Here is a 24,062-nt window from a genome sequence, read left to right as displayed (position 1 = left end):
GCAACAGCCTTTTTATATTTATATATATTTATATATTCACTATTTTGGTTCCATGTACCGCACTTATACCCGGAAGTTTTTTCACCAATTTATCCACATTTTCAAAAGTTACTCCACCACCCGGCATTATATTTACATTGTTTTTTTTGCCACATTCAATATATTTCTTTAGAGTATCTATGTTCTCAAAAATATCATTATTGTCGGCACTTCCATGTGTAAGGATTGTATCTACTCCAAGCTTTGACAATATTTTTATAGCATCCAATCTCTTTTCAAGTGCTTCCTCAGGTGCAAGCCCTTCACCGATATGATCAAAGGCCATATGGAATGTAAAGTTCATTTCTTTTCTGAAAAACTTCGGTGCGGATACAAGATCCTTTATATAGTCCTTATCAAGATCACCCTTCTCTGTCAAAGCACCTATAACCGCTCTTTTTACCCCTTCCTTTGCCATCTCCTTAAGATCATTGTACATAACAGTTTTTTCAGTATTGTTATATACAAAGTCTCCTCCTCTTGCCCTTATCATAACAGCAAGCTCTACATCATTGGAGTCACAAAAATACTTTGCATAATCTCTTACCGCCATACTTACTGTAGTACCGCCCACAGCCAGATTGTCACAAAGCTCAATCCTTGTTGCTCCGGCATGAACAACTTCTTTCAAATAAGTAATATTTTCAATACAAGCCTCTAAAATCATGTTCTCTCCTTATTCTAATTCTATCTCCACCACAGAATCTCTATCATCCGGCAGCGGATAACAATCACTTGCAGACGCATCAAAGAAAAAGAAGGTATTTTTTTCATATTCCTTTAAATTCCAATAATTACTTTGCAATACTTCACTTCCATCTTTTAAAAGACGCATCTTCTTTATCTTGCCGACCATATCACCCAAAGCTATTGCACCTGCCTGCTCCTCAAACACATGAGCATATAAAAGCTTTCCGTTTTGGGTAAATCTTCCCCACTCAGGTTTATTATATTCCGAAATCCCGCATCCGTAAATACTCTTTGAGTTTTCCTTCATCCAATCTCCTACTTTTTCAAGTATTTCTACAGATTCCTTTGGAATTTCACCATTTGCCTTAGGTCCGACATTCAAAATAAGATTACCGTTTTTACTTACACATTCTACAAGCATTCTTATAATAAGCTTATCCGATTTATAATGCTTATCATGGGCATGATATCCCCAGTTATTATTCATTGTTATACAGGCTTCCCATGGTATGGAATTTCCTGCCTCATCCACTATACCCTCAGGCGGAATCATCTGTTCCGGTGAAGCAAAATCACCGGCATAGATGCTTGGATTTAAGGTTTTAATGGTACCTGCATACTCGGCACTTCCCTCAAGTCTGTTGTCTGTTATAATATCCGGCTGGTATTTTCTGACCATTTCCATAAGTTCCTTAGCCTTCCACTTGTCACAGTTCATAGGACCGTATGAAAAATCAAACCACATAAGGTCAAGCTTTCCATAGCCTGTTACCAGTTCCTTAACCTGTGCATGCATAAACTCAAGATAATTGTCAAAATTATGATTATAATCCTTCCACTCCTCATTATCTCTCATAGGATGATGCATATCACCATAATGCGGATAATCCTCATGTCTCCAGTCAATAAGTGAGAAATATAATCCCACCTTGATTCCCTCCGCTCTGAATGCCTTCAAAAATTCTTTTACAAGATCCCTGTGACATGCTGCATTCATAGAATTAAAATCACTTACCTTACTGTCATACAGACAAAAGCCGTCATGATGTTTTGCTGTAAGCACCGCATATTTCATACCTGCTTTTTTTGCAAGTCTTGCCCATTCCTTCGGATTATAATCCTCACAGGAAAACTCATCTGTCAGATAGTCATAATCTTCCTTTTTTATCCTCTCTCTGGAACGCACCCACTCACCTCTTGCCGGTATGGCATACAGCCCCCAATGTATAAACATTCCGAATCTGGCATCCCTGTACCACTCGGTTCTTCTTGTTCTTTCTTCTATAAGTTTATTCATTACCGCTCCTTAATATATTGATTATCTTCTCTATAATATTGCCGCTTCCGACCTGATATCCGCTAAAAGCATATACCGCCTTTACACCCTTACACAGTGCAACTATGGGCAATGTCTCATGATTTACAAAAGTACTTCTTCCAAAAGCCTCCTGTAAAATCTCTCCAAGATTTGTATATATATCATTACTTTTACTTTTTTCCAAAAGTTCATTTATTGCGCTGTCTTTTCTCTCAAATTCATTTGTAAATAAAAGATTAAGCTTAATATCTTTTAATAATTCATCCTTTAAGATAAGATCATTTGCAATATGCTGAGAAGGCTCCTCTTCCTCCTTTAGCCATATAGTAAGACTTATATCCTCACTGTTTTCCAAGATACCGAGCTTTTCCTGCAAATCCTTCGGCAATGTATAGTTTGAGAGCATATCCTTTATATCTGCATGCATATACTCTAACTCTACCTCAAGTTTTGAATCAGCCTTTAAATTTAAAATATTATACTTAGCACATATATTTCCGTTTGGAAGCCTGTTTTGAGTCGCCAAAACATATTCTCCCTCAGGAAGTTCCATGCTTTCTTTAATACTGCTCTTATCCAGAGAAATAAGATTATTTTCAAAAATATCAAATTTTGATATGGAAAAAGATTCGCCAAAACCGCTAAGATCTCCCTTGATACATAAATTTGCCATACCCTTTGTATCAGTTTCTTCCCTGATACAGCAGCTGTCAATATATTTTAAGCCGTCCAGTATCTTTGAAAGCTCTGTAAAAATTCTAAATCCTTTTCCATCATATAAATACACATCCGCATTTACAAGCTTGGAAGCAATGCCCATAGCTCTTAACACATTTACAACAAATATCTTTACAGAAAGAGCATTGGAAATCTTTGTATAATATACTCCTGTTGAGCCTGTAACAGGCTTTTCTCTTGTCAGTCTGATATCCTTTACAAAATCAAGTATTTCATTTACATCCAAAAACTTTGACTTAAATAAATCTCTGCAAACCTCCAAATGTTCAAAATATACTCTGGGATTTTGAATATAGTTCAAATAAATATCATCATTTACACAATGTATATTTTCCGCCTTCCGGCAATCTCTTAATACATCAATACTTATATCTCTCTTATCCTTTTCAGATAATATCTCCCAAAGTGAACTCAAACCCTCAGCCATAGCCTGCACTCTTACCTCTTCATTTGGGAAATCTTTTATTTTATATCCGCTGTCTTTTTTTACAGGAGCTTTTTTTCTGTTTCTGTTACTTGCCTGCGGCACATTTATAAAAAATTCTTTATACTTATTATATTCAGGTTCAAAATCCCTTATATCCACATAAAAAACATCATTATCCTTTAAATCCAAGGGTATAATATAATTTTTTTCTCTATACAGGCTTAAAAATACATTTCCGATGCCTATATCCGTCTCATAGGCCCCTTCCATATCTGTTTTTGCCTTTATAATAGGCGAAAACAAGGCAAAATTCATAAGACAGATATTAAAATCAATATTTGAAAGAATTTTATCCCTGTCATATAAATATATCTTTATATGCTTTGTATCCGCATATCTTTTCGTCTGATTTATTTCATAAAGCCCTGCATTAAAGCCCAGATAGTCCTTGGCTTCTTTTTTAATATTTCCATATAAAATATTTTTGACAATCATAGCTCTGGCTGATGCATCATCAAACCATCCCTTATCAAGTATTTCCTCAGGTTCACAGGCTCCAAGATAATGCCAGTCATTATCCACATAAACCTCTACCCAGGCGTGATTGTCATCACAATGAGCCCAAAGCGGTACATAAATCTGTCTTGCGGGTATACCTGCGGCTCTGAATACAGATACTCCAAAAATCGATTCCTCACCACATCTTCCAAAACTTGAATTATATACTGTTATAGGATCAAGTGTTCTGATATCGGTTGTTCTATAGGTAACATTCTTACCGCAAAAATAATTTAATTTTATAACATTTTCTTTTTCCGAATCACCAAGCAAGTCCTTTACAAGCTCATAAAAATATGTTCTGTTTGCAACTATCTTTTCACTTCCGATTCTGTGGAATAATACATAGTTTAAAAATATATCTTCATCAAGCTCTTTGCATCTTGTATTTCTTAAGTTTACACCTGCTCTTGCATAATCTAAAATAATTTCCTTATCTACATTTGCTATATCGGCATATGGCATATGTAAATATAAAAATGAAAGATATTTTTTAAGCTCTTCATCTTCAAAGCTCAAAATAAATTTCTTTATTGAATCTGCAAAAGGATGATTTTTAAGTCTGTCTTCCATTTCAATAAAATATTCGCACATATTTACTCCTTTACCGCTCCGGCTGCAAGACCGCTCTCCACCTTTTCCTGGAACAAAAGATATATAGCCAGAGGCACCGCTACAGTTATTACAATACCTGCCATCATAAGTCCGTACTCCGAACCTCTTTCTCCGCTGAAATTTAAAAGTCCCAAAGATATCGGTCGCAATCTCTTATCATTTATAAACAGTAGTGGGAAAAGAATATTATTCCATGCACCCATAAAATTAAATATTGATATGGTGGATATAGCCGGCAATGTAAGAGGTATCATTATTTTTGAATAAATCTGAAAATAACTTGCACCGTCTATAATAGCCGCCTCCTCAAGCGAACGGTTGACTCCCTTCATAAAGGTTATCATTACCATAATACTGAAGGGCAGATTAAATGCCACATAAACAAGTACCAAGGCAAAAATATTATTCTTTAAATTAAAGAGTCCTATAATATAAGATACCGGAACCAAGATTGTATGCATAGGTACCATCATACCAAGCATAAATACAATTACAAGTACTTTATTTAATTTAAAATCAAATCTTGCAAGTGCATATGCCGCCATGGTTGAAATAAGACTTGTTAAAATGACTGTAGAGCCTGACTGTATTACCGAGTTTATAAAATAGGCACTCATATTTGCATCTTTCCATGCAATCACATAATTCTTCCACTGTGGATTCTTTGGAAGTGCAAAAGGATCGGAAAAAATATCCAATTTTGTTTTTAAGGAGGAAATAATGGTAAATAACATAGGCATTATAAAAATAATCGCCATAACAATAAGGAAGGTATATGCCACCACCTTCATACTTATATTTTTTTTCATATTATTCCGCTCTCCTTCCCTTATTTAATAATTTATTGCTTCCTACAGTTCCTACAAGGCAGATAAGCATTATAATAATACCGATAGCGGAACCTACTCCGTAGTGGCTGTATTTAAATGCCTCACTTATCATAAGTGTTGTAGGAAGATTTGTAAGTCCGTTAGGACCGCCGCTTGTCATAGCATATACAAGGTCAAACACCTTCACGCTTCCTATAATATCCATAACTATACACATTATTAAGGTCGGCTTTAACATAGGTATTGTAACATTAAAAAACATCTGTACCGGATTTGCACCGTCAATAGATGCCGCCTCATACAAATCTTTCGGAATTACTGTAAGTCCCGCAAGTATAATTACCATATAATAGCCTATACCTGCCCATACATTTACACCCACTATGGTATTCATAGCCGTGGCTTTATTTACAAGCCAGGGAATAGCAAACTGCTTTAATCCGATATTTTTAAGCAATGTATTTAGAGCACCTGTAGGCATAAATACAAAATACCACATAAGACCTATGGCGGTCATAGGAAATACTGTCGGCACAAAAAATATAGTTTTAAATAATCTGTAACCCTTAAGCTTTGCATTCACAGCCACAGCCAGAAGAAGTGCTATAGGTGTATGAAAAAGCACACTGAATATAACCATTCTTGCCATATTTGAAAGCGAGAGTATAAACTGCTTATTATGAAATGCGCTCACATAGTTTTCAAAACCTACAAATGTCAGCTTGGTACCTGCCAAACCGTCCCATTCCACAAAGGAAAAATAAATACCCCCTATAATTGGTATAAGTTGAAAAATTGTATATAAAAGTAATGCCGGCAGGATAAATAAAAAAATAGTAAATTTTGCTTTGGCAGTTTTTAGCTTTATCATTTTTACCTCCTCAATCTTTATTAAAACAGGGCTGTTTGAAATAACAAACAGCCCTAATAACTCTACAAGCTTAGTTTAATCATATTCTAAGCTATTCTTATTTTGCATTATCTATTTCAGCCTGAATCTCTGCTGCAGCTTCCTCTGCACTTGCTCCTGTAAACAAGCTCATTATTGAGTTTCTTGTTCTGTCCTGCATAGATGTAAGTTCATCAAAGTCAAATACATCCACACCGATACCTTCACTTGTAGCACCAAGTTTCATGCTTTCGATAAACAAAGGACTAACCTTGCTCTCATCAATATCAACACCCTCTATAGGCATAATAAACTGAGCCTCTTCGGCATATCTCTTTGCAGCTTCCTTGCTTGTCAGCATTTTTACAAGCTCTATTGTAAGTTCAAGCTCTTTTCCTTCAAGCTTACCATTGATCATATATGGGCTGATTACCTGCATATCATTGTTCTTAAATTCCGGCTTGTCCTTAAAATATGGGAACTTGGCAAGTTTGATATCATCATGTACCGGTGTCTTTTCAGGATCAACGAATCTTCCTATCATCCAAGGTCCTGTAACCACCATTGCAGCCTCACCGTTTTGGAAAGCTGTCATTGCAATATCATCCTGCATACCTACCGCATTAGGATCAAATGCTTTTGCATCAATTAAGTCCTTTATATACTGAAGTGTCTGTACAACATCAGGGTCTGTCCACTTTTTACTTCTGTTTCCAAGTTCCTTTGCAGCCTCTGTTCCAAGCCATTTGTAGAAGATTTGATCATGTAAATGTCCTCCCATATAGTTTGAGCTTTCTCCGAGAGCTATAGGTGTAACACCCTTTGCATTTAATTTCTCAATGGCAACCAATAAATCATCCCATGTCTGTGGGAATGTATCTATTCCTGCATCTTTTAATATATTTTCATGATAATAAACTCCTATAAGACCCGACTCCATCGGAACTGCATATGTTCCTTCTTTTCCCGGTACACTGTAGTATGACAATGCTCCCGGTGCAAAACTCTTACCCCACTCAGGGTCGGCATCAAGATATGGCTTGACATCAAGCAAAAATCCGTTATCAATATATTTTTGAAGATTGGCTACACCCTGCACACGGTATATATTTGCCATCTTTCCGGATGCCATATCTGTAGATAAAATATTGTTAAAAGCACTCTCATCACCCTGTGAATCATCAATAATCTCCACTTCAGGATGCTTTGCCTTAAACTCGTCCAAGATACTGTTGTAAATTTTTACTATATCTGAAGTTCCTGCCATACGAGTAAGCAATCTGATCTTTATTTTTTCATTTGAATCAGAAACTCCTTTAACTCCTTTAGAAGAGTCTACACTGCTTTGTGTATCTCCTCCCGCCTTGTTTCCCGAACCGCAAGCTGCAAGCGCTCCGATTGATAAAGCCAAAGCCATACCGAGCATCGCAATTTTCTTTAATTTCATAAATCCTCCTTCAAAACACGATACAAAATTTATGCTTTGATTATAACAATTTAATTCATGTACTCCTATGGAATTTTTATAGATTTCTTGTTATTTTCAATCCGTCAATGTATAATTATTTGTATGGATTTTAAGCAATATGCATAATATTTTTTTAGGAGTTTAATTTGAAAAGTAAGAGCATATATTTACAATTGTTTAACGGGCTTAAACTTATGATACTGCTTCCTGTAAGTATACTTTTTTTTATTACAGGTATTGTATTTATATTTTATTATACAGACGAAAGGATAGATGCTTCAGATATACAGTTAAGTCATATAGAGAATCGACTTGACCATTACTTTACATCCACTACACATTATTCCAGACTTTTGTTAAACAGTGATGTAATACAGAACAGTCTTAATACCTACTATAATAGTGCTGATGATTTTTCAGTACAAAAGATAAATATGAGTCTTGAAATTTATAAGCTTATTTATCCGGCTCCGTATATTTTCGGTATCAGTATTTATGACAAAGATTACAATATCATTGTCAGTTCTGAAAGAAAACAATATCCAAGTGATTTCAAAACTGTAAAGGTAACCGGAGGAAAATGGCTTGTTACAAAAAAATATGACAGTTCAAGTGATAACCTGATTGATACATTTTCATATATTCACCCTATATATAATTATAGAAGCGGTGATCTGTACGGTTATGTAGAGATTATTTTATCTGAAAAAAGCATATACGATATTTATAGTGTATCTGACACTAAAAATTCCCTGTATATAATTTTAGATGACGAGTTTAATATAATAAGTAAGTCTGATAAGCTTGATAAGAATACCCGACTTATCAATATTATATTAAAAATGTTAAAGTCAGGTAAATCAGGGCATATGTTTATACGATATGGTTTTATAAATACCATGTCATTAAAGTCAGGCTCTTGGAAACTTGTACATTTTATACCTCTGTTTTACTTTATTAAGCCTTCACTTACTATTGTGCCTGCTTTCCTTCTCACAACTTTGTTTTCACTTGGGCTGGCATTATTTTTATCAAAGAGTATTGCAAAGAATTTAAGTAAGCCTATTTACGCATTAGTGGAACACACACATTTCGTCAGTCTTGGAAACTGGAAAGAGTTTCCGTACAGTGCGGATTCTGCCGAAATGAAAGAACTTATAAATGATTTTAATATAATGATAAAATCACAAAATGAGCTGAAAAACAGACTGCTTGATATTCAAAAGGAGAAAAACAGACTTGAAATAGATAAAGTAAACGAGCAAATAAAGCCGCATTTCTTATACAATACACTTGATAATATATATTCATTGGCAAGTCTTGATGAGAAAAAAACTTTGATGGACCTTGTAATGAATCTTTCAAGATTTTATCGCGGCAGCTTAAGTCTTGGAAAAAGCTTTGTTACAATCAAAGAAGAGCTTAATACCTGCAAGGCATATTTAGATATCATGGCTATAAGGTATCATGATAAATTTGAATACAACATTTTGTGTTCAGATGATGTAAAAGATTTTAAATGCCCTAAGCTTATCCTGCTTCCACTGGTTGAAAACAGCATCTACCATGGTATAAAAGGGTTAAAATATAAAGGTAAAATAGATATCAGTGTAGAACTGTGTGAAAATATGATTGCATTTGATGTATCTGACAACGGCTTTGGTATAGATATGGACAAACTGTGGAAAATATTGAAGGATAAAACTGACAATAACCATCATTTCGCTCTACAACATATAAACAGAATTTTGAACTTATATTATGGCAATGAGTACAGACTGTATTTTAAAAACAAAGATTGTGGCTGTAGTGTATCATTTAATATAAAAAGGAGATTGGATGATTAAACTTATTATTGCAGATGACGAGTATTTCATACGTGCAAGATTATCAAAAATAATTTCTGAAAAAAGGCAAAATATTGATATTGTTTCTATCTGTGAAGACGGTGAAGATATAATCAAATGCCTTTGTAATTCAGATGTTGATATATTACTGATGGATATAAAAATGATTTCAATAAGCGGTCTTGAAGTATCAAAATATATATTTGAAAACAAATTAAATATAAAGATTATACTTTTATCCGGATACAATGATTTTAACTTTGCAGTGGAGGCAATGAGATATGGAGTTTTTGATTATCTTACAAAACCTATAAGTGAGGATGCGTTACTTGAGAGTCTGGACAAATGTATAGATATCATAGAGGCATCAAAAAGTCTTCCAAAAGACAGAAGCATATTACTTTTATCTGCATTTTTCAAAAAAGAAAACAGATTTATAAAGTCAAAGGATATACATGATATACGCCCGCTTGTAATAAAGTATATGTCAAATTCAGATAAAGAATCTTATATAAATTTTATAAAAGAAAATGTAAAAGATATTATAGAAAATTATAATGCCTACACTCTTTATAAGTTTATTTATGAAATACTTAACAGCCTTGATGTAAAGTATCATATTCTTAAAGACCTGACTTTGACTCAATATATGCACAGTAATATTTTTAAAAAAGATATCAAAAATTTGGAGCAGTTGGAAAATATACTTATTGAAACAGGTATAGATTGTATGAGCCTGAATATTGTATCTACAAAGGAGCAACTGATCGGTAAGCAAATTCTTGACGATATAGAATGTAATTTCTGTGACTGTGATTATACCGTAACAGAAATTGCAAAAAAACTTGGCAAAAATCCGTCATATATAAACACCGTATTTAAAAAGGTATATGGCAATACAATAAAACAAACTCTGTCAGATTACAGACTCAAAGAGGCTCAAAAACTTCTAAGACGAAGTAATTTAAAGATTATAGATATAGCGGCTGAATGCGGCTATTCAGATATCTTTTACTTCAGCAAAAGATATAAGGCAAAGTTCGGATATCCTCCAAGTGAAGAAAGTTTAAAACAGAATTTATAGTCCTTGTTACAGCAAACGACATAAATTTATCTTGTCGTTTGCTGTAAATATTTACTTATATTCTCTTTAAACCGGATGCCAAAATATTATATCGGCACCTTTAAGTTCTGTATTTTTTATAATGACGGAACCATGAAGTTGTTCGACCAATTTTTTTACAATATAAAGCCCCAGTCCCAAATGACCGCCTTCACTGCTTCTGGCTTTATCTCCCCTATAAAACCTGTCAAATGCTTTATCCATATCTTTTTGAGTAAAGCCGCTTCCTGTATCACAGATCTCATAAACTATTTTATTATTTTCTTTATTTACAAAAAATTTTATGCTTCCTTTATGTGGAGTGTATTGTAAGCTGTTTGAAAATATATTGTCCAAGATACGTTCAAGTCTGTCGGTATCAGACATCACATATCCCAAATCACTGTTTATATTTAAAACAATATCAATTTCTTTTTGCTTTGCTTGAAATCTATATTGGCTTATCTTTTTTTTCAAAAACTCAGTCAAATTTACATTTCTTAACACTGAATTTGTATTTGCATTTTCCAAATCTGAAGTGTACTGCATCTGCATAACAAGATTGGAACTTTTTTTTGCATTTCCGTTTATAACATTAAGATATGTTTTCAACTTTTCATCATCTGTCAAATCCGCCTCTGTCAAAGCCTCTGAATATGCCATTATAACAGACAATGGAGTCTTCAAATCATGCGCCAGTGCTTCAATCATCTCTATACGTTCCTGTTCCGCTTTCCATTGAGAAAATAACGACTTTTTAAGTTCATCTTTCATTTCCATAAAAGCGGTGCAGAGTTTTCCAAGCTCATTGTCAGATTGATAATTGACCTCAAAATCCAAATCTTTTTCCTTTATCTTTTGTGAAGCTTCTATCAACAGCTGTAGAGGAAAATTTATCTTCTTTACCAATGATGTTGAAAACAGTCTTGTAAAAATGATAAAGTACAAAAACGGTGAAAGCATGGCAATAACCGCTATTATTATTCTAATATTTTTATATGGATTTCCAAGCTTATACAAAAGTATTACGGCACCTTCTATCTTTGTGCCATTGCCAATCGGAACAATATAAGCAAACCTTCCTTTTAATACAAATGTTGTATTAATCTTATCAATAAGTTTATCAGTGTCTGCAAATACCCTCTCTTTGTATGTTCCGTACAATACCTCACAGTCGCTGTTTAAGACCTGATACATTATTCCGTTTCCTCTTATAATATTATTTAATCCGCTTTCTCCCCTTACATAAAGCAAATCCGTATTTTTTTCATGAATATATGCTTCAATTTTGGGGATTTGTTTTTCATAAAAATTTTCAGGATATTTACCGATATTTTGAATTCCGAAATATAACAGTATTGCAATTATATATGTAATCAATGTTGCAAGAATACCGGAAATTAAAATCATTACAAAGGTTCGTCTAAAACTCTTTACAAGCGAACGATCTTTCATAGCATATCCCAACTTTCTTAAATTCTATTCCATTTGTAGCCTATTCCCCATACTGTAGATATATATTCCGTATCGGATCCTCCCTCTATAAATTTGGCACGAATCTTTTTTATATGTTCAACTACAGTACTTGAATCTCCATCGGAATCATAACCCCAGATTTTTTCATATATCTGCTCTCTTGAAAAGATCTGTCCGGCATGTAATGCCAAAAACTCTACAATATTGTACTCAAGTCTGGTTAATAACAAATCATTACTACCTATTTTAACAGTACACTCTTTTATATTTATACTTAATTCCCCGAAATATAATTTATTTCTTTTATGTTCCGCATTTATATATTGAGATCTTTTTTCTCTTCTCAAATTAGCCTCTATCTTAGCCATCAATTCTTTCAGTCCGAAGGGTTTGACAATATAGTCATCTCCGCCGATATTCAGGCCCTTAATTTTATCTGCTTCCGACTGCCTGGCACTTAAAAATATAATCGGGCAAAGTACATCATCCCTTATTGCATTGCACACCTCAAAACCGTCCGCTTTCGGCATCATAATATCAAGTATTATCAGATCAGGTTGCTTTCTTGCAAGTTTGATTCCCGTTTCTCCGTCATAAGCCGATAATACTTCATGTCCCACGGCTTTTAATTCATCAGCAAGCAGCATTACAAGTTCTTTTTCATCATCTATAATAAGTATCCTGCTCAAATCATATCCTCCCTAAGCCTCTATCTTATATCTACTCATAATGTTTTCTGCCTTCCCACCTATAAAACCAGACTATACCGCAACCTAACATTATAATCAAATAAATTATAACAGATATTATCCCGCTTAAAAGTTGTGTTGTTGCCCACCCTGAAGAAATTAACTGTGGAGGTTTAGCCATGCCGCCCGCAAACTCCAGATAAGGCCCTATAGCTTTTACAAGTCTTATAGGCAATGCCCATGGTACAAATTGCCATATATTGTTGCCAAGTTCACTTCCACCGATCATTGTAGTCATCAAAAGACCTATAATTCCCATACCTATAGAAGCACCTATGCCGTATACAAAGCCTATCCACAGATGTATCGCAATAAGAGGTAGTATTCCTACTAAAAGAAGAAGCATTCCGGCTATAAAAAATATCTCTATATGGACTGTACCCGGAAAGAAGATTGCCGTTCCTATACAAAACACTGATGTGCCTAAAATAAGTGTAATTGTACAAACAATACTTATTATAAAAAATTTACCAAGATACAGTCTGTACCTTGAAAATCTTTCACTTAAAAAGCCGTTAAAACTTCCTGCAAGCTCTTCTTCATATACAATCTGACCTGCAAAAACACTTATAATTATCGGAATAATAAATATCGCCCATACTTCAAAAAAAGTTTCAAAAATATCCACTTCAAAGTGATCGCCCCTTTTATGTAAAGCAATATATCCCATTATACATCCTGACATCAAAAAAGGTAATAAAAAAGTAATCCTTTTGATTGAAGTTCTTTTTATTTTAAGCCATTCAGATAATATTAATTTAATCATTTTACTTCTCTCCTCTTAAACCAAAATGCGGTAATTATTGTGATTATTATAAAAACCGACAATGATATGACAATACCTGTAGGAATTACAGACATATCTCTTAAATTTGAACCCTGCTCCAATAAAGTTCCGTTTGGATGTACGCCTATAATTGCACACATAAGCCTAATTCCCCAAGCCCAAGGTATAAAAACCCAATATGAACCCGCTGCTGATACAATACCTGCAATAAATCCTATAAACCCTACCACCATACTTAAAAATAATCCTTTATAAGTTGCCGCAAACAGCTGAATCGGTATCAATGCAAGTGATACCAACCACGAAACAAAAGCTGCTTCAAAAATTTGAATATAAGGAATCGTACCCTTTGCCGTAATAATCCCCGATATAAGTATCGAAAAGGATAATACAATGCAGGACAGCAGTGTATGAAATGCCATAACTGTTATCTTGCCTACCCATATATTTATAGCTGAAGTCTGATGTGTACGTAAAGAACGATAATTCCCGGCCTTTCTCTCCTGAGCGTCAACCAAAAAGGCAAATAATGCCATACCGAAAGGCAAAAATACTACAGTCCATATATTGAAAACCATAGAAGTCACCAAATCCCAATTTCTGACAATATCTTTCGGCATCAATTTGACACCTGCCATCGCCTGTACTGCAAAGAATAAAGGGAAGCTTACAATCAACTTTCTTGTAAATGTTCTTTTATACTTAAGAAGTTCACAACCTATAGTATTCATTAATCTTTCCCTCCTTTTATGATATCCAAATAAAACTTTTCAAGGCTAATCTTTTTACTTGGCTTACCCTGAAATAAAAGTTTTCCTTTATCAATGATGCCTATATCATCAACAACCTGTTCCACTTCAGATAAAATATGGCTTGATAAAATCACTGTCATATTTTTTTGCGGAAGAGATATAATAAAATCACGCAATTTTTGAATTCCTACCGGATCAAGTCCGTTAGTTGGTTCATCTAAAATCAACAGTTTCGGATTTCCCAAGAGAGCTGTTGCAATACCAAGTCTTTGTTTCATGCCCATAGAAAAATGTGAAACCGGCTTTTTACCTGTATCAGCCAAATCAACCAAATCCAAAACTTCATAAATTCTTTCCTTTTTTATACCCATCAACTTTGTATGTACCAATAAATTCTCCATAGCGGTAAGATTCCCATATAATGCAGGGCTTTCAATAAGTGAACCCATTTTTGTAAGGTGTTCATGTTTTAGGGTTTCACCTTCAAAAATAATCTTTCCGTCAGTAGGTCTAAGCAATTCCATAATCATTTTTAATGTCGTTGTTTTGCCTGCACCGTTTTGTCCAAGCAATCCATATATGCTGTTATATTTTATTTTCAGTGAAATATTATCAACAGCTGTCTGATTACCAAATCTCTTTGTTAAATTTTTTGTTTCCAAAATAAAGTTATTCATAACTTTCTCCTTATATATCAAACCTTGTTTATGTTCAAAAGCTTAATATATAAAAATAAAAAAATTATAAGATTTTGAAATGTTTAAAAATAAATGTATTTAACAACACAAAAAAGAACCGTCCCTACAAATATAAGGCATTTCAACCTTGTAAATTAAACGTGACAGTTCTCTTTATATAATAAATTCCGTTTTAGATACTACTCCTACTTTTGTCCTCTCTTTGACATTGCAAGTATACTTTGCAATATTATAAAGAATGCCAGTATAACGGCAATTATAATCTTTGTCCACCAGGAGGATAGAGTTCCCTGAAAACTTACAAATGCCTCGATGGTTCCTTTTATAAGCACTCCGAAAAGACTTCCGAATACATTTCCGACTCCGCCTGTAAGCAGTGTACCTCCTATAACCGAACCAGCTATTGCTTCCATCTCAAAACCTTTTGCCTGCTCTACAAAGCCTGCACAAGTGTTTAGGCAGAATAAAAATCCCCCTATTGAACAAAGTATTCCGTTAAGTATATACACCTGCAATTTTATCTTTTTTACATTTAAGCCTAAAAGCAGTGCTGACTGTTCATTTCCACCTACAGCATATATGCTTCTTCCAAACTTTGTATACCTTAGCAATACAAACATCAGTACCAATATTACCATAGCAACTATTACTGTAGGATAAATATACGGATATATGGTAGCTCCCTTTTTATTTACAATCCCAAATATCGGAATTGTAATCTTATTATTTGCCCATGATAAAAATGCCTCATTTTTTATACTGATCATCTCCTGTGATATAATGGCAGTCATTCCTCTGGCAAAAAACATTCCGGCAAGAGTAACTATAAAAGGCTGGATATTCAAATAAGCTATAAGCACACCTTGTACAAGTCCGAAGACAAGCCCCATCACCATTACAATTACGATAGAACTTATTGCACTCATTTTCCCTTTTTCCATCATATATGCAAGCATCATACAGGTAAGTGCTACAAATGATCCTACTGAAATATCTATTCCTCCTGATATTATTACCATTGTCATACTTGTAGCTATCACTATAAGTCCGGCATTTGATATAAACAGATTTAAAAAAACCTGAGGCTTTTGAAATCCTTTGTCATGGAACATCACAATTCCGATCACATACATTACAATGAAAAGAACCACAGTCATATACAATAAAAAAGTTTTATTCTCTATATTTTTAATCTTATTTCTCATATGCAATCTCCACTTTCTTTTTGCTATGTCTTATATCTCTTATTATTCTTTGTAACTCTTTTGACTGTAAAGAGACAATTATTACGACCACTATCGCCTTGTATACAGGCAGCTGATCGGCAGACACACTCATAGCATACAATGTTGTAGTAAGTGCCTGAATTGTATAAGCTCCTATTACACTTCCAAGAAGTGAGAATCTGCCTCCTCCTAAACTGTTTCCGCCAAGTGCAACCGCAAGTATTGCATCAAGTTCTATATTAAGCCCTGCATTATTGGCATCGGCGGAATATACTCTTGAAGATACTAACATACCGGAAAGACCTGCCAAAAGTCCACAAAATGCATAAGCTATAAATTGTATAAGCACAGGATTAAGTCCTACAAGTCTTGCCGCCTTATTATTAATACCTACAGTTTCAATATACAGTCCAAGTGCGGTTTTTTTAAGTATCACAAAAGTCACTGCCACTACAGCTATTGCTACAAATACAGGTGTGGGAAGCGGTATACCCTTAATTGAATTGCCAAGCATCTTAAACGAATCCACTCTTATATATGTTATCTGTCCGTTTGTTACAAGTTGTGCCATACCTCTTCCGGCAGTAAAGAGTATCAAAGTGGCAACCATAGGTTGTATATTCATCTTAGCTACAAGAAATGCATTAAACGAACCGCATAAAAGTCCTACCAGTATTGCAGCTAAAAAAGCAATTATATACGGTGCACGGTATATATCTGTAGAGACCTGACCTCCTGCTAAAATAAAGCAGGCAACTGCACCTGCCAATGCACATACGGCACCTACAGATATATCGGTGCCTCCTGATGAAGCCACAACCAAAGTCATACCTACCGCCAATATGACAAGTTCACTTGCACGGTTTATTACATCAATTATATATCCGTAAAGCACTCCGTTTTGCACTGTAATATAGAAAAAGTTCGGAGTCTTTATTACATTTATAATCAAAACCAAGATCAGACTGAGTATGGGAAGAAACAGTCCGGCAGAAGTTATCTTTTTTATATTTATATTATTCATTATCTGCACCTCCTGCTATAGCACTCATTATATTCTTTTGAGATATTTCATTTGCATCAAGTTCTCCCACCTTTTTCTTATCCCTCATTACTACCATCCTTTGACAGGTTCTGATCATTTCTTCTATTTCTGAAGAGATAAATATCACACTCATACCTTCATCCGCCAGTCTGAGTACAAGTTTTTGTATTTCTGTTTTTGTACCCACATCGATACCTCTTGTCGGCTCATCAAGGATAAGTAAATCAGGATTTGTAAGCAGCCATCTGCCAAGTATAACTTTTTGCTGATTACCGCCTGAAAGTTGCTTTATAGGTGTCTCTTTGCTTGCGGTTTTTATCTGAAGTATCTCAATATATTTATCTACAAACTCTTCCTGCATTTTATCCGGAAGGAGCTTAAACAGACCTCTTTTTGCCTGCAAAGCAATTATCATATTTTCCCTTACAGACAGATCCGCTATGATTCCCTCATCCTTCCTGTTCTCAGGCAGATATGCCATACCAAGTTTCATAGCATCTATAGGTGCCTTTATCTTAACTTCTTCATTCTTAAACTCAAGTTTTCCGCTGTCAGCCTTGTCGGCACCGTATATAGCTCTTACCAGCTCTGAGCGTCCTGAACCGAGCAGACCTGTAATGCCTATCACTTCGCCTTTATTTATTTGCAAATCAAAAGGTTTTACATTACCTCTTGAACCGATTGAACAGGCTTTTAAAAGAATCTCTTTATTTTTTAATTCCTTATTTTCTCCTTTAATATTTTCAAGATCACTGAAGTCTTTACCCATCATTTTGGCTACAAGTTGCACTCTCGGCAGGTTTTCCACTTCAAATTCTCCCACCAAACAGCCGTTTCGTAAAACTGTAATCTTGTCACATACCGCATATACCTGCTCCAAAAAATGAGTTACAAATATAATACCTATCCCGTCTGATTTCAGTTTTCTCATAAGTGCAAACAATTTCTCCACTTCAATATCATCAAGTGATGAAGTAGGTTCATCAAGTATAAGTACCTTTGCAGACATATCTACAGCTCTTGCTATCGCAACCATCTGCTGAACGGCAATGGAATAATGTTCTGTAGGTTTTGTTACATCTATATTTATATCAAGTTTATTTAAAAGCTCCTTTGCCGTCTTATTCATCTTTTTCCAATCGATAAGTCCGAATTTTCTCGGTTCTCTGTCTAAAAAAAGATTTTCCGCAACCGATATATTCGGGCAGAGGTTTACTTCCTGATATACTGTACTTATTCCGTTTGCCTGTGCTTCTTTCGGGCTTTTATTGATTATGCTTTTTTTACCTTCAAGTATAATCTGTCCTGTTTCAAATTCTTCCACACCTGTAAGTACTTTTATAAGAGTGGATTTTCCGGCACCGTTTTCTCCCATCAATGCATGAATTTCACCCTTTTTCAAATAAAAATCCACATTATCAAGTGCCTTTACACCGGGAAAATTTTTATATATCCCCTTCATTTCCAATAAATTATCCATAATAACCTCAAAAGGAGCAAGGAGTAATATACTCCTCACTCCCCTCTTTTATAAAGTCTTTTGACAGTTTAATAAGCTCTTTCAGCCTTGATTTTCTCAAGATCCATGCTTGTATCAAAATAAGTTTCATCAACATACTGAATCTTATCTACAGTTTCACCTTTTTCAAGTTTTTGAATAATCTCCGCCACTCTGGGACCGTGAAGAGGATTACACTCAACACTTACATTCAAATCACCTGCAATCATTGCATCAAATGCAGCCTTTACGGCATCAAAGGATATAACTGTTATATCACCGTTCGGCCCGCAAGTTTTTCCGGCAGCCTTTATTGCATCTATTGCACCGAAAGCCATGTTGTCATTTTCAGCCACTACAACATCTATATTATCAAACTGCTTTAGGAAAGATTCCATAACTTCCTGACCCTTTGACTGTGTAAATTCACCCGTCTGCTTTGCAAGCATCTTCCAGTTTGGATGTTGGCTCAAAATGTTGCCAAATCCGTCAGTTCTGCCCACTTGAGCGGATGCTCCTATTGTACCTTGCAGTGTAACTATATTTATACTTTCATCATGATTTCTTCCTTTTAATTTAAGATAGTCCTCAAGCCACTGTCCTGCTGTTTCTCCTTCTTTTACAAAGTTACCGCATACAAGTGCAGTGTAGAGTGAATCATCTGATGTCTTTATCATACGGTCTGAAAGTATTACCGGTATACCTGCATCCTTTGCTTCCTGCAACACCGTATCCCATCCTGTCTCCACAACCGGTGCAAGAACAATATAGTCAACCTCCTGCTGTATAAAATCTCTGATAGCCTTTATCTGATTTTCCTGCTTTTGCTGTGCATCATTGAAGATAAGCTTATAACCGTTTTCAGGAACAAATGTGGTCTTAAATGACTCCGTATTTGCCGTTCTCCAATCAGACTCCGCTCCTACCTGTGCATAACCCACTACAATAAGCTTTGATGAATCCTTTGACTCCTCACTCTTTGCCTCCTCGCTCTTACTCTCGCCTGAAGTCTCTGACGATTCAACAGACTTTGACTCACCGGTTGCTTTAGAACCTCCACAGCCTGTAAGTGCCAACATAGCAATCATAATTGCCGACAATGCCAAACCTAAACCTTTTTTACTCATAAACTCCTCCTTTTAAATTTTATGATTACGAAAACATTTACTTTTCACCTCTATTATACTTCAAAAAAGACTATATAAATATAGAATTTATTGTGTAAACTTTATATTATTTTTTCAAATCTTATATATAAGTAGAATTTTTTATGCTGAAAGTTTAATATATTTCGATATCTGAACATTATAATAAATCTATTCAACAGGCAAAACTATAGTAACGGTTGTACCTGCATTTTCTTTACTTTCAATAGTTAAACCATATTCATTGCCATAATAAAGCTTTATTCTCTCAGCTACATTACAAAGCCCGAACCCTTTGTCAGGATATTTTGTCTTTAAAGTATCTTTCATAGCGATATTTTCAAATACAGAAATATTCTCCAACATATCCTTAATACTTTTAAGCTTAACATCATTCATACCTATGCCGTTATCCGTTACTTTTAAAACTATAGTATTATCTTTTTTATATCCGCTGATACAGATATTTCCACCACCTCTTTTATACTTTATGCCATGATAAAGTGCATTCTCTACAATAGGCTGTAATAAAAGTTTCAGTATTTTCATATCATACAGGCTGTCTTCAATCTCAATATCATATTCCAGTATATCTTCATATCTGAATTTTTGTATCTTTAAATAACTTTCTATATGTTTGACTTCCTCTCTTATCTGTATAAATCTTCTTCCGTTATTAAGTCCTATCCTTAAAAAGCTTGACAATGTTGTAATCATATCCACTACTTTTTTTGAATCTCCTGCTTCCGCCATCCATACTACCGTATCCAAAGTATTGTATAAAAAATGTGGATTTATTTGTGATTGCAACAGCCAAAGTTCTGCATTTTTCTTATTTTTTTGTTCTGTTTTTATATTCTCTATCAATTCTTTTATTCTGATTATTTTATCATTAAAGTTTTTGGAAAGCTCATCAATTTCTAAAATTTGACTTTCCAAATTATTCTTAAGCAAATCGTTTTCACTTCTCTTTGTATAATTACAAAGTTTTTTTATCGGGTCTGCAATATGTCTTGATACACGCTTGTACATATAAACGGTAAAATATAATATACATACTATACTTACAATGCTTAAAGTGAAAATAACTGTCATCTGTTTTCTAAGCCTGATACTCACTACATTAAGTTCTTTGGTTTCTTCATAAATATAGTCATTCACAGTATCTTCTATAAGTTCAGTTGTAATTCTTATATCATATTCAAGACTGCCCATATTTTTATTGTAATCCTTATATATATCACTCTTTGCAATATTATCTATTTGATCTTTCAATATATTTACAAGGATTATAAGACCTCTCGGTCTGTTTGTCTCCACTTTTGAATTACTTGAATCCAAAAGCCTTTCAAATATTTTTTTAGCATATTCAAGATCTTCATATGGATTTTGGTTTTCAATCGTATCTGCACCTATTACTACACGATACATCTTATGGTCGATATTTTCTTTAAATTTGAAATTAAATTCAGTAGCAATACTTAAGTTTTTGACTATATCGGTATATTCATCATTTTGCCACTTTAACACCAGTAATAAATAAACGATAATAATTGATACAGGAATAAATGTTATGAGCAATCTTTTCATAACATAATTTTGTATACTACTTTTCATTTTTCTTTTCTCTATATGCCTTTGGGGTATCTTTCTGATATCTTTTGAATAATGAACTGAAGTAATGTTGATCTCTGTACCCCACCTCTAATGCAATATCTGATATCCTCTTATCACTGCTTCTTAAAAGCCTCTTTGCTTCATTTATTCTGATTTTTGTCAGATAATCTATAAAATTTATACCTGATTCCTGCTTAAATATAGTACTGAAATATGCAGGACTCAGACCTATATATTCCGCAACAGTATTTAGGGATATATCACAATTCATATAGTTTTTGGCTACAAAATCCTTAGCTTTATTTAATAAAAAGCTATATTGCCTTCCTGTAAGCTTATCCTTTTTTTCAATCATATATATCAATAAATTCAACAAATACTCTTTCATCATATAGATATCCGTAACTGCCAAATCAATAACCTCCACACTGCCGAATTTGTTTCCAAGCTCTTCTTTATCACTGCTTTTATCATCAAAAAAATTATTTGCCTCTATAAATGCATCCATTACAATATACTGCCTGAAAATCAAAGACTTTAGTTGGCCTCCCATATTATCAATATATGATTTTACAAAATCCTCTACATCCGATATACCGCCATTTATAATAAACTCTCTTAATTTTCCCTTATCAAAACTTGACGTATCAAATTTTTTAATATCAAGTTCAACACTTTTAATCTTTAAATTGTCTGTGTTGTTATATTTTGATGTAATTACGGATTTAACTTTTTGAAGAACCGACAGAAGCTTTTCTTTTGATATAGGCTTTAAAATATATTCAGATGCACCTATATGTATCGCTCTTTGTGCATAATCAAAATCATCATATCCGCTTAAAAAAATAATAGCTGTATCCGGAAACTTATCCTTAACTATTCTGCCAAGTTCCAGTCCGTCCATAAAAGGCATTTTAATATCGGTAATTAAAATATCGGGTTTTAACGATTCAATTAAAGGAAGTGCCAACTCTCCGTCGGTAGCTTCCCCTACAAAATCAAAACCATATGCATTCCAGTCTATTTGATTTTTAATACCTTCTCTTACAAATTTCTCATCCTCTACCAAAAAAACTTTTACCATTCTCTAAATTATCTCCACAGGATTTGTATTTTTGAATTCAAAGACCTTTATACTCTCACATTTGTCCAAATCCGATTTTATCTTATCTATAAACAGATGCTCAAGTCCGTAATGTGTAGCATCTATGACACAGATTCCGTCATTTACGGCATCAAGTCCGTCATGATGTGTGATATCTCCTGTGATAAGAACATCCGCTCTTTTAAGTGCATATTTATACATTCCCTTACCTGAACCCGGGCTTATTGCAACTCTTTTTATCTTAGATGGTACATTTGTCCTGCCAAATACCGCCAACTTTTTCAGACCGAACTTACTCTTTACCAGTTCAATCAGTTCATCCAATGAAACTTCTCTTTCCAAGTCACCTATCTTACCTATACCAAGTTTTTCTTCCTCAATTTCATTTGTTATTTCAAGCACGGAAGTATTGCTTAGCCCCAGTCTTTCACTGCAAATATCAGCCATTCCTCCACCTGCAATATCAAAGTTTGTATGCATTGCAATAACAGAAGTATCATTCCTTAATATCTTTAAAATATAGTTTCCAAGAAGTGTTTCATCTGTAACCTTCTTTACGGCAGAGAAGATGATTGGGTGGTGTGATACAATCAAATCAATGCCGTTTGCTTTTGCATAGTCAAGTACATCATTTGTGATATCAAGTACTACCAGAACATTTTTTACTTCCTTTTCTTTTCTTCCGATTAAAAATCCTGAATTATCCCAGTCCATAGCAAGTTCTAAAGGATACAGCTCTGTTAAATATTTTAAAATCTCACTGCATTTCATTTATAGTCTCCTCAATTATATCCAGCCTTTGTTTCAGCTCATTTCTTCTTATACCGTTCAATCGCTCATTTGCAATGATATCTGTATATTTTTTCTTTTCTTTTTCAAGATATTTATAGAGTATAGGATTTTTATTATCAATCAGATACTTGCCGAACAATAATTCCTTTTCTGTATAGGAAACAGGCTCACCAATATATTTTGCTTCCATCACAGTATAGAACTTACCTTCGTCAATACACATATCTTCTTTTATGATTTTGAATCCGTTTTCAAAGAGATACCTTCTGACCTCATCTATCTTAGTATGCGGAGATAATATAAACCGTATTTCAGTATCAAAAAACCTTCTGTCCTTTTCTAAAATATTTATTATAAGTTCTCCGCCCATACCGGCTATAATGACAGTATCCGCCTCATCTGTTTTAAGCTTTTCAAGACCGTTTGAAAGCCTGAGTTCAATATTTTGTACTCCGAAGTACTTTATATTTTCTCCGGCTTTTTCCAACGGTCCTATATTTATATCACAGGCATAAGCTTTAGATATTATATTATTTTTTATAAGATAAATAGGTATATGTGCATGGTCGGTACCTATATCTGCCACTACTGCACCTTTTTTTACAAAATCCGCAATAGTTTGCAATCTCTTTGATAACCTCATTTTATCCT

21 protein-coding genes are annotated in these 24,062 nt (G+C 34.2%); 2 read left to right on the top strand and 19 right to left on the bottom strand.

The features are described 5' to 3' along the window. Positions 1-28: 28 nt before the first annotated feature. The 6 genes from HMPREF0381_RS07170 to HMPREF0381_RS07145 all read right to left on the bottom strand — a co-directional run bounded on the left by HMPREF0381_RS07170 (position 29) and on the right by HMPREF0381_RS07145 (position 7,551). Complete coding sequence (locus HMPREF0381_RS07170) at positions 29-706, bottom strand: copper homeostasis protein CutC (RefSeq protein ID WP_008751271.1); 678 nt, start codon at positions 704-706, stop codon at positions 29-31. Positions 707-715: 9 nt separating this feature from the next. Then, on the bottom strand, positions 716-2,026 hold the full coding sequence (locus HMPREF0381_RS07165; RefSeq protein ID WP_008751270.1) for an alpha-L-fucosidase: 1,311 nt from the start codon (positions 2,024-2,026) through the stop codon (positions 716-718). Then, positions 2,019-4,364: a transglutaminase-like domain-containing protein gene (locus HMPREF0381_RS07160; protein ID WP_008751269.1), complete on the bottom strand. Its 2,346-nt coding sequence runs from the start codon at positions 4,362-4,364 to the stop codon at positions 2,019-2,021. Before HMPREF0381_RS07160 ends, HMPREF0381_RS07165 begins: the two co-directional genes overlap by 8 nt. Positions 4,365-4,366: 2 nt before the next feature. After that, a complete protein-coding gene (locus HMPREF0381_RS07155) occupies positions 4,367-5,194 on the bottom strand; it encodes a carbohydrate ABC transporter permease (protein ID WP_008751268.1) in 828 nt (275 codons plus the stop codon). Between the two features lies 1 nt (position 5,195). After that, complete coding sequence (locus HMPREF0381_RS07150) at positions 5,196-6,086, bottom strand: carbohydrate ABC transporter permease (protein WP_008751267.1); 891 nt, start codon at positions 6,084-6,086, stop codon at positions 5,196-5,198. A 97-nt stretch (positions 6,087-6,183) separates the two neighbouring features. Continuing rightward, positions 6,184-7,551 carry an ABC transporter substrate-binding protein gene (locus tag HMPREF0381_RS07145; protein WP_008751266.1) on the bottom strand — a complete coding sequence of 456 codons (1,368 nt, stop codon included), beginning with the start codon at positions 7,549-7,551 and terminating at the stop codon, positions 6,184-6,186. Between the two features lie 167 nt (positions 7,552-7,718). Between HMPREF0381_RS07145 and HMPREF0381_RS07140 the strand changes: the two genes are divergently transcribed. Both HMPREF0381_RS07140 and HMPREF0381_RS07135 read left to right on the top strand, forming a co-directional pair. Then, positions 7,719-9,419 carry a sensor histidine kinase gene (locus tag HMPREF0381_RS07140; RefSeq protein WP_040461263.1) on the top strand — a complete coding sequence of 567 codons (1,701 nt, stop codon included), beginning with the start codon at positions 7,719-7,721 and terminating at the stop codon, positions 9,417-9,419. Continuing rightward, entirely contained in the window at positions 9,412-10,503 is a 1,092-nt protein-coding gene (locus HMPREF0381_RS07135) for a response regulator transcription factor (protein ID WP_008751264.1), read from the top strand. Before HMPREF0381_RS07140 ends, HMPREF0381_RS07135 begins: the two co-directional genes overlap by 8 nt. 66 nt (positions 10,504-10,569) lie before the next feature. Here the strand turns inward: HMPREF0381_RS07135 and HMPREF0381_RS07130 are convergent, their stop codons facing one another. The 13 genes from HMPREF0381_RS07130 to HMPREF0381_RS07070 all read right to left on the bottom strand — a co-directional run bounded on the left by HMPREF0381_RS07130 (position 10,570) and on the right by HMPREF0381_RS07070 (position 24,054). Continuing rightward, on the bottom strand, positions 10,570-11,976 hold the full coding sequence (locus HMPREF0381_RS07130; RefSeq protein WP_008751263.1) for a HAMP domain-containing sensor histidine kinase: 1,407 nt from the start codon (positions 11,974-11,976) through the stop codon (positions 10,570-10,572). A 17-nt stretch (positions 11,977-11,993) separates the two neighbouring features. After that, positions 11,994-12,686, bottom strand: coding sequence for a response regulator transcription factor (locus HMPREF0381_RS07125; protein ID WP_008751262.1), 693 nt, complete (start codon positions 12,684-12,686; stop codon positions 11,994-11,996). A 31-nt stretch (positions 12,687-12,717) separates the two neighbouring features. Further along, complete coding sequence (locus tag HMPREF0381_RS07120; protein WP_008751261.1) at positions 12,718-13,512, bottom strand: lantibiotic immunity ABC transporter MutG family permease subunit; 795 nt, start codon at positions 13,510-13,512, stop codon at positions 12,718-12,720. After that, positions 13,509-14,264: a lantibiotic immunity ABC transporter MutE/EpiE family permease subunit gene (locus HMPREF0381_RS07115; RefSeq protein WP_008751260.1), complete on the bottom strand. Its 756-nt coding sequence runs from the start codon at positions 14,262-14,264 to the stop codon at positions 13,509-13,511. Before HMPREF0381_RS07115 ends, HMPREF0381_RS07120 begins: the two co-directional genes overlap by 4 nt. Then, positions 14,264-14,962 (bottom strand): lantibiotic protection ABC transporter ATP-binding subunit, encoded by a 699-nt coding sequence (locus tag HMPREF0381_RS07110; RefSeq protein ID WP_008751259.1) that lies wholly within the window; start codon positions 14,960-14,962, stop codon positions 14,264-14,266. The genes HMPREF0381_RS07115 and HMPREF0381_RS07110 overlap by 1 nt, the downstream gene beginning before the upstream one ends. 206 nt (positions 14,963-15,168) lie before the next feature. Further along, a complete protein-coding gene (locus HMPREF0381_RS07105) occupies positions 15,169-16,188 on the bottom strand; it encodes an ABC transporter permease subunit (RefSeq protein ID WP_008751258.1) in 1,020 nt (339 codons plus the stop codon). After that, positions 16,178-17,233, bottom strand: a complete 1,056-nt coding sequence (locus HMPREF0381_RS07100; protein ID WP_008751257.1) for an ABC transporter permease — start codon at positions 17,231-17,233, stop codon at positions 16,178-16,180. Before HMPREF0381_RS07100 ends, HMPREF0381_RS07105 begins: the two co-directional genes overlap by 11 nt. Next, complete coding sequence (locus HMPREF0381_RS07095) at positions 17,226-18,734, bottom strand: sugar ABC transporter ATP-binding protein (protein ID WP_008751256.1); 1,509 nt, start codon at positions 18,732-18,734, stop codon at positions 17,226-17,228. Before HMPREF0381_RS07095 ends, HMPREF0381_RS07100 begins: the two co-directional genes overlap by 8 nt. A 68-nt stretch (positions 18,735-18,802) precedes the next feature. Then, on the bottom strand, positions 18,803-19,879 hold the full coding sequence (locus HMPREF0381_RS07090) for an ABC transporter substrate-binding protein (RefSeq protein WP_008751255.1): 1,077 nt from the start codon (positions 19,877-19,879) through the stop codon (positions 18,803-18,805). Between the two features lie 189 nt (positions 19,880-20,068). Next, positions 20,069-21,514, bottom strand: a complete 1,446-nt coding sequence (locus tag HMPREF0381_RS07085) for a sensor histidine kinase (RefSeq protein WP_008751254.1) — start codon at positions 21,512-21,514, stop codon at positions 20,069-20,071. Further along, on the bottom strand, positions 21,504-22,598 hold the full coding sequence (locus HMPREF0381_RS07080) for a response regulator transcription factor (RefSeq protein WP_008751253.1): 1,095 nt from the start codon (positions 22,596-22,598) through the stop codon (positions 21,504-21,506). The genes HMPREF0381_RS07085 and HMPREF0381_RS07080 overlap by 11 nt, the downstream gene beginning before the upstream one ends. A 3-nt stretch (positions 22,599-22,601) precedes the next feature. Next, complete coding sequence (locus HMPREF0381_RS07075) at positions 22,602-23,390, bottom strand: Nif3-like dinuclear metal center hexameric protein (protein WP_008751252.1); 789 nt, start codon at positions 23,388-23,390, stop codon at positions 22,602-22,604. Next, positions 23,377-24,054 carry a tRNA (adenine(22)-N(1))-methyltransferase gene (locus HMPREF0381_RS07070; RefSeq protein WP_008751251.1) on the bottom strand — a complete coding sequence of 226 codons (678 nt, stop codon included), beginning with the start codon at positions 24,052-24,054 and terminating at the stop codon, positions 23,377-23,379. Before HMPREF0381_RS07070 ends, HMPREF0381_RS07075 begins: the two co-directional genes overlap by 14 nt. Positions 24,055-24,062: the final 8 nt, after the last annotated feature.

Source organism: Lachnoanaerobaculum saburreum DSM 3986, assembly GCF_000185385.1.
In the GTDB taxonomy this organism is placed as follows: domain Bacteria; phylum Bacillota; class Clostridia; order Lachnospirales; family Lachnospiraceae; genus Lachnoanaerobaculum; species Lachnoanaerobaculum saburreum.
This window is presented reverse-complemented; position numbering and strand designations above follow the sequence as displayed.

Coding starts and splice junctions, on each gene's coding strand:
- HMPREF0381_RS07170 (WP_008751271.1), bottom strand. CDS start 706: ATGATTTTAGAGGCTTGTATTGAAAATATTACTTATTTGAAAGAAGTT.
- HMPREF0381_RS07165 (WP_008751270.1), bottom strand. CDS start 2,026: ATGAATAAACTTATAGAAGAAAGAACAAGAAGAACCGAGTGGTACAGG.
- HMPREF0381_RS07160 (WP_008751269.1), bottom strand. CDS start 4,364: ATGTGCGAATATTTTATTGAAATGGAAGACAGACTTAAAAATCATCCT.
- HMPREF0381_RS07155 (WP_008751268.1), bottom strand. CDS start 5,194: ATGAAAAAAAATATAAGTATGAAGGTGGTGGCATATACCTTCCTTATT.
- HMPREF0381_RS07150 (WP_008751267.1), bottom strand. CDS start 6,086: ATGATAAAGCTAAAAACTGCCAAAGCAAAATTTACTATTTTTTTATTT.
- HMPREF0381_RS07145 (WP_008751266.1), bottom strand. CDS start 7,551: ATGAAATTAAAGAAAATTGCGATGCTCGGTATGGCTTTGGCTTTATCA.
- HMPREF0381_RS07135 (WP_008751264.1), top strand. CDS start 9,412: ATGATTAAACTTATTATTGCAGATGACGAGTATTTCATACGTGCAAGA.
- HMPREF0381_RS07130 (WP_008751263.1), bottom strand. CDS start 11,976: ATGAAAGATCGTTCGCTTGTAAAGAGTTTTAGACGAACCTTTGTAATG.
- HMPREF0381_RS07120 (WP_008751261.1), bottom strand. CDS start 13,512: ATGATTAAATTAATATTATCTGAATGGCTTAAAATAAAAAGAACTTCA.
- HMPREF0381_RS07115 (WP_008751260.1), bottom strand. CDS start 14,264: ATGAATACTATAGGTTGTGAACTTCTTAAGTATAAAAGAACATTTACA.
- HMPREF0381_RS07110 (WP_008751259.1), bottom strand. CDS start 14,962: ATGAATAACTTTATTTTGGAAACAAAAAATTTAACAAAGAGATTTGGT.
- HMPREF0381_RS07105 (WP_008751258.1), bottom strand. CDS start 16,188: ATGAGAAATAAGATTAAAAATATAGAGAATAAAACTTTTTTATTGTAT.
- HMPREF0381_RS07100 (WP_008751257.1), bottom strand. CDS start 17,233: ATGAATAATATAAATATAAAAAAGATAACTTCTGCCGGACTGTTTCTT.
- HMPREF0381_RS07095 (WP_008751256.1), bottom strand. CDS start 18,734: ATGGATAATTTATTGGAAATGAAGGGGATATATAAAAATTTTCCCGGT.
- HMPREF0381_RS07090 (WP_008751255.1), bottom strand. CDS start 19,879: ATGAGTAAAAAAGGTTTAGGTTTGGCATTGTCGGCAATTATGATTGCT.
- HMPREF0381_RS07085 (WP_008751254.1), bottom strand. CDS start 21,514: ATGAAAAGTAGTATACAAAATTATGTTATGAAAAGATTGCTCATAACA.
- HMPREF0381_RS07080 (WP_008751253.1), bottom strand. CDS start 22,598: ATGGTAAAAGTTTTTTTGGTAGAGGATGAGAAATTTGTAAGAGAAGGT.
- HMPREF0381_RS07075 (WP_008751252.1), bottom strand. CDS start 23,390: ATGAAATGCAGTGAGATTTTAAAATATTTAACAGAGCTGTATCCTTTA.
- HMPREF0381_RS07070 (WP_008751251.1), bottom strand. CDS start 24,054: ATGAGGTTATCAAAGAGATTGCAAACTATTGCGGATTTTGTAAAAAAA.